General features: G+C 57.4%; 7 protein-coding genes. 2 read left to right on the forward strand and 5 right to left on the reverse strand.

The window, feature by feature from the left end; genetic code table 11:
* The first annotated feature begins 84 nt into the window (after positions 1 to 84).
* Positions 85 to 3198: a bifunctional proline dehydrogenase/L-glutamate gamma-semialdehyde dehydrogenase PutA gene (putA, locus tag IMCC20628_RS03030; RefSeq protein ID WP_047028980.1), complete on the forward strand. Its 3114-nt coding sequence runs from the start codon at positions 85 to 87 to the stop codon at positions 3196 to 3198.
* 54 nt (positions 3199 to 3252) lie between these two features.
* On the opposite strand, the gene IMCC20628_RS24990 is transcribed toward putA, so the two are convergent.
* Positions 3253 to 4053: a hypothetical protein gene (locus IMCC20628_RS24990; RefSeq protein WP_156174389.1), complete on the reverse strand. Its 801-nt coding sequence runs from the start codon at positions 4051 to 4053 to the stop codon at positions 3253 to 3255.
* A 301-nt stretch (positions 4054 to 4354) separates the two neighbouring features.
* On the reverse strand, positions 4355 to 5464 hold the full coding sequence (locus tag IMCC20628_RS03035; protein ID WP_047028981.1) for a histidine kinase dimerization/phosphoacceptor domain -containing protein: 1110 nt from the start codon (positions 5462 to 5464) through the stop codon (positions 4355 to 4357).
* 449 nt (positions 5465 to 5913) lie between these two features.
* Here IMCC20628_RS03035 and IMCC20628_RS03040 point away from each other — a divergent pair, with 449 nt between their 5' ends.
* Positions 5914 to 7593, forward strand: coding sequence for a formate--tetrahydrofolate ligase (locus IMCC20628_RS03040; RefSeq protein ID WP_047028982.1), 1680 nt, complete (start codon positions 5914 to 5916; stop codon positions 7591 to 7593).
* 90 nt (positions 7594 to 7683) lie between these two features.
* Here IMCC20628_RS03040 and IMCC20628_RS03045 read toward each other — a convergent pair whose 3' ends face one another.
* The 3 genes from IMCC20628_RS03045 to IMCC20628_RS03060 are packed head-to-tail and all read right to left on the reverse strand — an operon-like array spanning position 7684 to position 12022.
* Positions 7684 to 9786: a hypothetical protein gene (locus IMCC20628_RS03045; RefSeq protein ID WP_156174390.1), complete on the reverse strand. Its 2103-nt coding sequence runs from the start codon at positions 9784 to 9786 to the stop codon at positions 7684 to 7686.
* The gene (locus IMCC20628_RS03055; protein ID WP_047028985.1) at positions 9725 to 10489 is read right to left on the reverse strand and encodes an extensin family protein; all 765 of its coding nucleotides are present in this window, start codon (positions 10487 to 10489) and stop codon (positions 9725 to 9727) included. Before IMCC20628_RS03055 ends, IMCC20628_RS03045 begins: the two co-directional genes overlap by 62 nt.
* Before the next feature lie 12 nt (positions 10490 to 10501).
* Positions 10502 to 12022, reverse strand: coding sequence for a pyruvate kinase (locus IMCC20628_RS03060; RefSeq protein WP_052766272.1), 1521 nt, complete (start codon positions 12020 to 12022; stop codon positions 10502 to 10504).
* Positions 12023 to 12124 lie beyond the last annotated feature (102 nt).

The raw sequence follows: 12124 nt of genomic DNA on the forward strand, positions 1-12124 counted from the left end.
GTGAAATGTTCGGTTAGAATAAAACAATATGGCGAAAATGTCTACAGATCAAGATGTATGTTGGCTCATTCACGGGAGATTGTCATGACCAGCACAACCACGCCAAACCTGCCAGCTTTTCACGCGCCGCATGCGGCAGACGACGACCGGTTGATTCATGATCTCAGCACGGACCTTGTGTTCAGCGGTGCGCAGGACCGGGCAATTGATACCCGCACCACCAAGTTGATTCAGGCGATCCGTTCGGAGTCGGGCCAGATGGGCGGCGTCGAGGATTTCTTGCGCGAATACGGCCTGTCGACGCGGGAGGGACTGGCGTTGATGGTTCTGGCCGAAGCGCTGCTGCGGGTTCCCGATGCGCTGACCCAGGACCGGCTGATCGAGGACAAGCTCAAAGAGGGTGGCTGGAGCGAACACGAAAGTCATGGCGACACCTGGTTTGTTGCAGCCTCAGCCTGGGCGCTTGGACTGTCGGCCCGGGTGATCAAGCCGGGCGAGACGCCCGAAGGGGTGATGCGCGGACTGGTCAAGCGCATGGGCATGCCCTCGGTCAGAACGGCAACTCGGCAGGCGATGCGGTTTCTCGGGCATCATTTTGTGCTGGGCGAGACCATCAAGGACGCGTTGGGCCGCGCCGCGAAGAACGAGACGCGCGGCTATCGTCATTCCTACGACATGCTCGGCGAAGGCGCCCGAACTCACGCAGACGCCAAACGCTATTTCAAATCCTATGCCGATGCGATCGCGGCCATCGGCAAAGCCGCCAACAAGAGTTCGACCGGCCGCAAGCTGCCCGACCGTCCCGGCATCTCGGTCAAGCTCTCGGCGCTGCATCCGCGCTACGTTGCCACCCACCGCGAGCAGGTGCTCGAGGAACTGGTGCCTGATCTGATTGCCCTTGCGCAGATGGCAAAGGCGCATGATCTCAATTTCACCGTCGATGCAGAGGAAGTCGACCGGCTGGAACTGTCGCTGGATGTGATCGACCGTGCCTTCGCCGACAAGTCGCTTGCGGACTGGGATGGTTTCGGACTGGCTATCCAGGCCTATCAGAAGCGGGCGCCGCAGGTGATCGACCACATTGCCGGTCTGTGCCGCAAGCATGGCCGCCGGATGATGGTGCGGCTGGTCAAGGGCGCTTACTGGGACACCGAGATCAAGCGCGCCCAGGAACGTGGCCTCGACGGCTACGCGGTGTTCACCCGCAAGGCAGCGACCGATCTGTCCTATCTTGCCTGTTCGCGTAAACTGCTGGATTTGCGCGATGTCATCTATCCGCAGTTTGCCACCCACAATGCGCTGACGGTCGCCACCATCATCGAGATGGCCGAGGATCGCAGCGGCTTCGAATTCCAGCGCCTGCATGGCATGGGCGAGGTGGTTTATGACTGCCTGAGCAAGAGCAATGACCGCGTGCCGTGCCGCATTTATGCGCCGGTCGGCGGTTATCGCGATCTTCTCGCCTATCTGGTGCGCAGATTGCTGGAAAACGGCGCCAACTCTTCCTTCGTGGCGGTGGCTGGTGACAAGAAAATCCCGATTGCCTCGCTGCTGGAACGCCCGGACGCCAAGCTTGGACTGGCCAGGGGGCAGTCGGCCCGCAACAGCCAGATTCCGCTGCCGCTGGCGATCTATCCCGACCGGGTCAATTCGCGCGGCATCGAATTCGGTGACCGGTTTCAGCTTGCCTCACTGCTGGAAGGCATGCAGCGCTCCGGCGCAACAGTCGATGCTTGTCCTTTGGCGCCCGGGCTGAAGGGCGGTGCGGCGCAGGAGGTGAGATCTCCCTCCGTCCCGGCAAAGATTGTCGGCACGGTGCGGTTCACCGACCCGAAGGATGTCGACAAGGCGGTTGGCATCGCCATGCAGGGCTTCAAGACCTGGTCGCGGACCGACGCCGGCATCCGTGCTGCGGCGCTCGACCGGGCTGCCGATCTGCTCGAGGAGCGGCGCGACCGATTCATGGCGCTGCTGGCGGCCGAGTCCGGCAAGACGCTCGATGACGGCATCGCAGAAATCCGCGAAGCCGTGGATTTCCTACGCTATTACGCCGACCGATCGCGCGAAATGTTTGCCAAATTGCAGCCGATGCCAGGCCCCACCGGCGAGGAAAACCGGATGGGCTGGCGCGGACGCGGCGTGTTCGTCTGCATTTCGCCGTGGAACTTTCCGCTGGCCATTTTCCTTGGCCAGCTCACCGCGGGGCTGGCTGCCGGCAATGCGGTGATCGCCAAGCCTGCGGAACAGACACCCTTGGTCGCCCATGAAGCGATTGCGCTGATGCATGAAGCCGGTGTGCCGAAAGATGTGCTGTTGTGCCTGCCGGGCGCTGGCGATGTCGGCGCGGCGCTGACCTCGCATCCGAAGATCGGCGGGGTGGCCTTTACCGGATCGACCGAGACCGCGCGCGCCATCAACCGGACGCTGGCCGCCAAGGACGGACCGATTGTGCCGTTCATCGCCGAGACCGGCGGGCTCAACGCCATGATCGTCGACGCCACGGCACTGGCAGAACAGGTGGCCGATGATGTGGTGATGTCGGCGTTCCGCTCCGCCGGTCAGCGCTGCTCGGCGCTCAGGCTGTTGTTCGTGCAGGAAGACGTTGCCGATCAGATGCTGGAGATGATCGAAGGGGCTGCGCGCGAACTCAAGCTCGGCGATCCGTCAAAGCCCTCGACCGATATCGGGCCCGTCATCGATGAAGCGCAGCGCGACATGCTGGCAGCCCATATCGCAACCATCTCCAAGACCCAGAAACTGACCTATGCCGGAGATGTGCCGAATGAGGGGTTGTTCTTCGCCCCGCATATCGTTGAACTGAAAGACGCCAGCGCGCTTGACCGGGAGATTTTCGGCCCGGTGCTGCATGTGGTTCGCTACAAGGCCAAGAAGCTCGATGCGGTGCTTGACGCCATCGACGCCACCGGTTTTGGCCTGACGCTCGGCGTGCAAAGCCGCATTGAATCGACGGTGCGCAAGGTGATCGACCGGCTCGACACCGGCAATGTCTATGTCAACCGAAACATCATCGGCGCCGTGGTCGGCACCCAGCCATTCGGCGGCTCGGGCCTGTCGGGCACTGGCTTCAAGGCCGGTGGCCCGCACTACCTCATGCGCTTTGCGGTCGAGCAGGTGGTGTCGGTCAACACCGCGGCTGCCGGCGGCAATGCCGGGCTGATTGCCATGGCGGACGGGTGAACCTATCTCCTTAACACAACAAGTTCGCGACGATGTTGTACAACATGTAAATCACTATTTTTGTTGCTTAAGCCATTGTGAGAAAACGGCGCCGCCTTCTTTCATGATTTTGGCATTTGGTCGGTAGCCACCAAGCTCATTTGTTGAATTCGACAGTGTCAAATTCATCATAAGATCATTCGGTGTTCCATTCCGATTAAATAGAACAGCAGGGTCGTGTATACTTAATCCTGTCCCATTGGTCCATTTGGCTGATATTTCATCGGGGCAGTTACATGAATTGCATTGGTCGCGGGTTGGATTGCCCGTTTTAGGTTTTCTGCAGTAGTTTCTGTTTTTAACCAGTTGATGAGCCTTTAGCCCGCATGAATTGTACCAGCCGTTTTTGACTTTGGAGGAGCCTTGCGTGTCGCACCAAGGCAGGTAACGTTCAGCAAGCTTCAGGAAACTCCGGTTTTTAGCTCTCGCGTAAAACCATCGAAATTTTGCACTGATTGACCATTTTGGATGTACAAACACTGAATGGCCATTGTTGATTGGTTCGTTGGCTCTCATTCCTCGATTGTCGTGCGCACCGTTATTGCCTTTGGAGATGTCTGTCCCTTCCCAACCGGCTCTTGTGGGCTGCCATAGGCAACCATAATTATTGAGCTTTATACATAGGGGGACTTTCTTTGGTTTCGCGCAATCGATCGGTTTTCGTGATCCGGTGGGTGTCAGGTATCGCTTTGCATTTTCACACCAGTTGGGTGCATCGGCTGGTACGGGGTATAAATCAGCCCGTGCGCTCAAAGATAGCGAAAAAAAAGCCGTGAAAAGTAAAGGCAGAATCTTTGTAATAAAAATTCTTGACATCTCAGTTTGCCTCTTCAATAGTCGATTTGTGCACATGTTATAGATAGATATCGCTAATATCAACTATTTATATTGTCAACGGATAAGTGCAACTTAAGAATTTTCTATTGGTTGCTTCCCTTTCGCCATAGTGTCGTAATCGCGCATTGAGCGCCCTCATCATGCAAGAATCCGCTCTGCTTCGCTTTGGTCTCTATCCTCAGCCGGCGGCAATGCCGGGCTGATTGCGATGGCGGACGGGTGATCCCTGCGCCGGGAGCAGTGCTGGCCGGGTGCAAAAACCCGGCTTGCCGGTCCGGCATCAGCGCTGGTAATCCGGCCTCGGTTCGGGCGAGAACTCTATCGAGGCGCTGACGCCCTGGGCCGTGATCTTGAGGTCAAGCTCGCATCTGAGCTCCATGCAGGCGATCTCGGCAATCTTCATTCCGAGCCCGCCGGACTGCGAATTGATGTCCGGCGGCATGCCGGCGCCATTGTCGGAGCAGGTGACCCTGACGCTGTCTGGCGTCGGGTTGGAGAGCTCGATCCGGACCACGCCCTCGCGCTGATCGGGGAATGCATGCTTGAACGAGTTGGCCACAAACTCATTGACCAGCGTGCCGACAGATACTGCCTGCTGTGAACCGATTTCAACCGACACCGGCACATATTCCATGGTGACATGGGGCGGCGTGGTTTCTGCCAGGTAATCGACGATGTTCTTGAGATAGATGCCGAGATCGACATTGGATCCGGCATCGGTCTTGTAGAGATATTCATGCAGCGTCGAGACCGCGTCGATCCGGGTCATGATTTTTGAAACGGCCTGTTTGGCCTCGTCCGATTGCAGCCGCCGTTCCTGAATGCGGGCAAAGGCGGACAGTGACTGCAGCGAATTCTTGACCCGGTGATCGACTTCCTGGCGCATGGTGGCGGCTGATGCGATCGCCTTGCGCAATTCGAGCTGCACCATCACCTGGCGGGCGAGCACCTTGATCGCATCCCGCTGCAACGGGGTCAGGGTGCGGGGCTGATGGTCGAGCACGCACAGGGTTCCGATCGGCAGGCCGTCCGGCGTTTTCAGTAGCGCGCCAGCATAAAAGCGCAGACCCGGATCGCCGCAGCACAGCGGATTGTCGACCATGCGCGGATCGTTCAGCGTGTCCTCGATCTCCATGAACTCGTCTTCGAGAATGGCATGCGAGCACAACGCCGTCTCGATCGGGGTTTCGCTCATCTCCAGCCCGACCGAGGCCTTGAACCATTGCCGGTCCGCATCCACCAGACTGATTAGCGATACCGATGTGCCGCAAATCGACGACGCCAGTTGCACGATGTCGTCGAAATCCTTTTCGCGGTCGGTGTCGAGCGTCTCGTAGGAGTACAGCGCCGTGAGTCTTTCGCTCTGGCGGGGATGCAGCGCAGCCTTCATGTGTTCTACCCTCTGAAAAATACATCTTGCGTCAAGTGATCAGCCTGCCGGCGGCGGTTGGATCATCGCGCGGTGCGGGAAGGCGCCTGCGTGGCGGTAGCGCTGTCTTCACCGGGTTACATTGCTGCAATCGGTACAGCTTCGAGCGGAGGCGGTCTTTAACCTGTCTTGCATTTTGTGGATTAATCCAGCCAGTTGCGCTGCCGGATCGGGCTTTATTGACCCCTTATAATGATGTGCGTGTTGCACGCAACACACGGCGCTGCCAGAAAGGCAGCAGGTAACATCGCATCGCAATGCAAGCGCAGTTCAGTGCGCGGTCCCCGCATGTCGCAATTGGCGCATTGGGCGTCCCGTTTCATGCAAGCATGGATTGGGCTTTCGGGCTCTATTCATTGGCTAGGGTCGCGCGGGGGATGCGGACCGGTGGGGAAGAGGAAAACAACACCATGGCTGAGTACAAATCCGATATCGAGATTGCCCGGGGGGCAACCAAGAAGCCGATCATGGAGATTGGCGAGAAGCTGGGCATCCCGCAACTGGACCTGGTTCCTTACGGTCATGACAAGGCCAAGGTTTCGGCCGATTTCATTGCGCGGCAAAAGGACAAGCCCAACGGCAAGCTGATCCTGGTCACCGCGATCAATCCGACGCCTGCGGGTGAAGGCAAGACCACCACCACGGTGGGCCTGGGAGATGGGCTCAACCGCATCGGCAAGAAGGCGATGATCTGCATCCGCGAAGCTTCGCTCGGGCCGAATTTCGGCATGAAGGGCGGCGCTGCGGGTGGCGGCATGGCGCAAGTGGTGCCGATGGAGGAAATGAACCTGCATTTCACCGGCGACTTCCACGCCATCACCAGCGCCCACAATCTGCTTTCGGCGATGATCGACAACCACATCTACTGGGGCAACGAGCTTGAAATCGATGCGCGCCGGATTGTCTGGCGCCGGGTGATGGACATGAACGACCGGGCGCTGCGCGACATCGTGGTCAATCTCGGTGGCGTGGCCAACGGATTTCCGCGCCAGACCGGCTTTGACATCACCGTAGCCTCGGAAGTCATGGCGATCCTGTGCCTGGCCAAGGATCTGAAGGACTTGCAAGAGCGGCTGGGCGCCATCGTTGTCGCCTATCGCCGCGACAAGACCCCGATCCACTGCCGCGACATCAAGGCCGATGGCGCCATGACGGTTCTGCTCAAGGACGCGATGCAGCCAAACCTGGTGCAGACGCTGGAAAACAATCCCGCCTTCGTGCATGGCGGGCCATTCGCCAATATCGCGCATGGCTGCAACTCGGTGGTGGCCACCACGACGGCGCTGAAGCTGGCCGATTACGTCGTCACCGAAGCAGGCTTCGGGGCCGATCTGGGTGCGGAAAAATTCTTCGACATCAAGTGCCGCAAGGCCGGGCTGAAGCCTGATGCCGCCGTGATCGTCGCCACCGTGCGGGCGATGAAGATGAATGGCGGCGTCAAAAAGGACGACCTTGGAACCGAAAACGTCGCCGCCGTCGAGAAGGGCTGCGCCAATCTCGGCCGGCATGTGCAGAACGTGAAGAAATTCGGCGTGCCGGTGGTGGTTGCGATCAATCACTTTGTTTCCGACACCGAGGCTGAAGTTCAGGCGGTGAAGGACTATGTCGCGACACTCGGCGCCGAGGCGATCCTGTGCAAGCACTGGGCGCTGGGCTCGGCGGGAATCGAGGATCTGGCTCACAAGGTGGTGGAGATGGCCGAGTCCGGCCAGGCACAGTTCGCGCCACTCTATCCCGACGAGATGCCGCTGTTTGAAAAGATCGAGACCATCGCCAAGTCGATCTATCACGCAGGCGAGGTGATTGCGGAGAAATCCGTGCGCGAGCAGCTCAGGCAGTGGGAAGAGCAGGGCTATGGCAATCTGCCGATCTGCATGGCCAAGACGCAGTATTCATTCTCCACCGACCCGAACCTGCGCGGCGCACCAACCGATCACACTGTTCCGGTACGCGAGGTGCGATTGTCTGCCGGTGCGGGCTTTATTGTCGTCATCACCGGCGAGATCATGACCATGCCGGGCCTGCCCAGAACGCCGTCTTCGGAAAAGATCTATCTCAATGACAAGGGGCAAATCGAAGGGTTGTTCTAACGCAACATGCATCAATTCAACCAGTTACAGCGCCCCGCATTCAATTGGATGCGCGGCGCTGAAATGGGCTGGGGCGTCGTCTGAAGCTGATTATCGAGGGCAACGCCAGTGTTCCATTTCTGTACGTTGCACCATGTGATCAAATCTTAGTCGGGAGTTTTCCTCGCTTTCTGCGTTCTCGTAGGAAAGCTGGTTGTTTCTGAATTTTCGCCACAACTGTTCGGGATCCGCGCCCATCCGGATCAGGCTGTGAACCATCAGTTTATCTTGTAGAAGAAAACTTTGATTCTGCACCAGATCCATCAATGGAGCCAATGCGGTTGGTGCGGTTTCTCCCGCCAAACAAAGACCGTACAAACCGGTTTTGTAGATTGATATCAGCTCGCGTCTTTCATTGTCATTTTCAGCCTTTTCCAAGCGTCGATAGACCAGGTCAAGCAGTGTCGGGACCGCACGATCTCCAAAAAAGTGCAGTTTCGCGATGACCTCGCCGGCATGACGTTGCATGTCCGGATTGGCAGCGATTTCTGTAAGTTCATCGTAGTAGGGCACCATGTAGTCAGCAGGGATTCGGGTAAATCCGGAGCTAATCCGGCGAATTGCCGTCCCCCAATCGACAGGAAGGTCATTCGACCAAGTCTGCCCAGCCTTTAGATTGTTGAGCAATATCGCAACCCAGTTGCTCATCTCCTGGCGGTCGCCGCCATTGATCACCTTTTGAGTAACGGCATGCAGTACGGAAGGAGGAGGGTAGTCGGGCCGATCAAGAATGCGAAGCACAAGGTTTCCGTCTACGATACTTATTCCCGGCTTCTTCCAGGTGTCGAGTTGGTCAAAAAAGGCGTCGATCATTATGATGTCGGATGCTTTTGGCGGATTGCTGCTTTCAAGCAAGGTCTCGATAAGCGCACGGTATTTTTGATTCCTGTCGCCCGCATTCAACTCCAAATCCAGACCAAGGGTCTCAGTCAGAAAGTGGACCCAGTCGGAAGTCTGGACTCCCTTGCGGCGGGCTGTCAGGCTTTTCTTGGTTCTGAGCCACCCTGGTTTAACGTGAAGCTGTCCAGAGCTCACAAATGTCGGGATCAAGGGTGCAAACAGGGGCCTGTATTGGCCCGTCGTGCTTCTGAAAACCGGTTCAAACTCACCCTTGGCGTTTCGTGCGTGGGCGGTAATCCTTTGAACTGAAAATGTATCTGCTGTCAGCGAGTACGAGTAGATTTTCCTGGTATCTGCACTGTGGAATTGTCCCCGTGACAGAATCATGTCGGCATCAGACAGCTTAGCTTTTTCTTCAATAAGGCATTGACCTTCGCTAATCCGAAGCCTGGCCTCTTCTGCAGCATTTGGCTGTTTTCGACTGTCGCCCGGTTTTCTTGGCAATGAAAATTGAGAGGAATTCGAGCTGATATTGATGAGGGGACAGCTGTCCCGCTTTTCAAATCGGTAACTCAGCAATTCCATTTCCGGATCGATATCAGCAAATGGGCGTGTGGTGGGCAACATCAAAATTCTATCCGCGGCGCCTGTCAAAAGCGCATGCAAACAAAACCCGTCGCATTTGCTTTCCTTGACCGGATAAATTCCCACGTCCTGGCGAACCGCAATTGTGGTTGCAATCATCGGGCGCGCGATGTCGCTGAAATCGCCTGAAATGTATTCTGAGTTTGCTGATAGTTTTGCTAGCAAATTTATCGTGGCTGGCAATATCCACAGAATGGATATCGCAGAAACTACAGATAGAATTACCTTCTTGGTGCGTTCTGCTTTTATCAGTACGGAAATCCAAAGAGACAGTATGGTGTATAAAGATATTGTAGGGGCTGCAATAATCAGAAAAGATATCGGTATTCCGACGCCGGTGAACAATAGATATATGATAATCTCAGGATTCAAAAATCCTATAATCGACGCCGGTATGGTGATTGATAAAATTATCGCGACCCACTTCACGGCGATCTCCGATTGCGCGGTTTGATGTGGGCGCAGCCTATGTCGCAACCGTTTCGAAATCGCTACCTGAGCGTGTGCAATTTTCAGCGTCGGGGATTTTGTCTCAATTACATTGGCGAGATCGAAAGCCTGCTTTGAACGGAAGACTTGGCAATCAATCCACCCCATTGGCCTGCCGTCACTGGCACAGTCGATAGCCGCGGTTGCGCTTGGCGATGTCGAGGTGGAGATGGTCGTCATGGCTGGCATTGGCGCCGGGGCCAAGGACGGTTGTGAAATGAAGACATGCGCCGGCGCGAACCGCGCGCTGGAAAGCTTCATCCATATTGCCGTCACCGCTGCGTGGTGAAATGCCGATCGGCTTTCGCCCTTCAAATTCGAAATTCACAACGTCGACGGCATTGCCGATCGAATGCTCCGACATCTTGCCGGTTGGCAGATTGTTGCGCCGCCGGCAGACATAGGTCGAGCCGTGATTGATGGCCTTGAGGTGAACCTCGTCCGGAAAAGCTGATGTTGCGGGAAGGACGACTGCCCCGATCCAGCGCGCGAGTGCGACAGCAGTCTTGCAGCGCAATTGGGTTGCAGGTCTTAGCGCCACGCCCTTGGCTATTTCGGTTATCGCATAGGGTGCGTTGATGCCGCAGCCATTCTCCCCGATGACCGGATCAAGTTTTTCAAATGTCACGCCAAGAGTGTTGAGTTCGGTTTCGCAAATGGCCAGAGCAGCGTCGGTCTCTTCAGGCGCGATGACGCCGGGCAAGGACGGAGGCTTTTTGTCTGCGGATGACACATCCGGCGTTGCTTCTTGTGCGGAAGTTGGCGCTTTTTCTGCGGGGACGGTTGACTGCAGAGGTTTGTCGACCGGGACCGGCCCCTGGAGAGGGAGATCAAACCCAGCCAGAGTGACAAAAATGGCGGGGATCAGATAAATCCGGCGCATCGGTCTATCCCGTTAGAGTGGTTGCGGACCGCGCCAGGAGGTCAGTGCCGAAAGGCGAGCCGTCTTCTTGAACTGATGACGATCCATACGACGCAAAATGCCTGCAAGAAAGCGAATAGTTTCTGCAATATAGGGCCCCTTGTTGAGCATGATGCATTCGGCGCGCTGACCCATGGCGGCATCGGTCACCTCAGCGCGCGACGGTGCACCGGTTTTCAAGAGTGTTTCGAGCACCTGGGTGGCCCAGACCACCGGGATGTGGGCAGCCTCGCAGAGCCAGAGGATTTCTTCCTGAACCTCCGACAAGCGTTCGGTTCCGATTTCCATCGCCAGATCGCCGCGAGCTATCATGACGGCGACCGGTTGATGCGAGCCTGCCTGAACAATCAGCCGCGGCAGGTTGCGCACCGCGAGCCCGGTTTCAATTTTCAGGAGCAGCGGTTGCGGTGGTTTTTCGCCGCGGTGCTTGCCGAGTTCAGCCATCAGACCGCGAATATCTTCCGGGCGCTGCACAAAGGAACAGCCGATAATGTCGGCATGGGCTGCGACAAAAGGAAGAATGGCCAGATCGGTAACGGTCAGGTGTTCGATATCGAGATCGATGGCCGGGAAATTGATACCCTTTTCGAGCTTCAGTTTCTTGCCCTTGTCGGCCACAACGGTGACTTCCAGCACGGCCCCATCGTCAGTGAGTTCGACAACGCGCGCGCCGATCTTGCCATCATCGATCCAGATCTGGAGTCCGGGTTGCAGCTTGGTGACGATGTCTGGAAAGGTGATGGTGATGGACGGCAGCCGTTTGCTCTTTTTGGCTGGTTTTGCCAGCAGCCTGAAACGATCGCCACGAAACAGCCGGGTGGATTTGCCCGGACTGATGCTTTCGATCCGGCATTTCGGTCCGGCAATGTCCATCAGCACAGGGCACAGCCTGCCTGCCTTTTGGGCGGCGGCGCGAATGTTCCCGATCATCGCCGCCCAGGCCTCGGGGCCGTCATGGGCGCAATTGATACGGAAGCAACTGGCGCCGGCCTCGACCAGTTGATCAACAAAGCCAGGGTCGGTGGCGCCCTGCGGCGGCATGGTCACCATGATGCGGGTGTTGCGCTTGTCGGGGTAATCTCCAAAGAAACGTGCCTGATCGCGCGTGATCTGCGCCAGTCCTGCGTCAAGCGCTGAGGGCTCGGGCCAGTTTGCCGGCAGACCGGACAGGCCGTCGAGCGTGGCGCTGACGGCGGCGAGCGATTGGCGCAGATGCGATTCGGCTCGTCCCAGAGAGGACAGGCCGAGCACCGAGAGGCTCGATTGAAGGCCGGTCAGATCATGGTGACGGGCGGCCAGATAGAAGGCGAGGTTGCGTGCACCGGTGCAAAACTCCGGACGCTCGATTTCCATCTGCCAGTCGGCAAAGAGCGCGTTGCTGTCGGACTCGATCCTGGCACTATAGTCATTGAGCAGACTGCGGCACGCCGCGATCTGCTGTGGGGTTGTGACGCAAGGCGATGGGTCTGAAACGGTACTGGTGTCTTCGCTCACAATGATCCTTCCGGGCGTAGGCTAACCATCGCGCCTCGCGCCGCACAGCCCATCAGCCAACATTGATGCCTATCGGCTGCGGGGCACATGCTGATGACAGAG

The sequence above is a fragment of the Hoeflea sp. IMCC20628 genome (genome assembly GCF_001011155.1).
Taxonomy (GTDB): Bacteria; Pseudomonadota; Alphaproteobacteria; order Rhizobiales; family Rhizobiaceae; genus Hoeflea.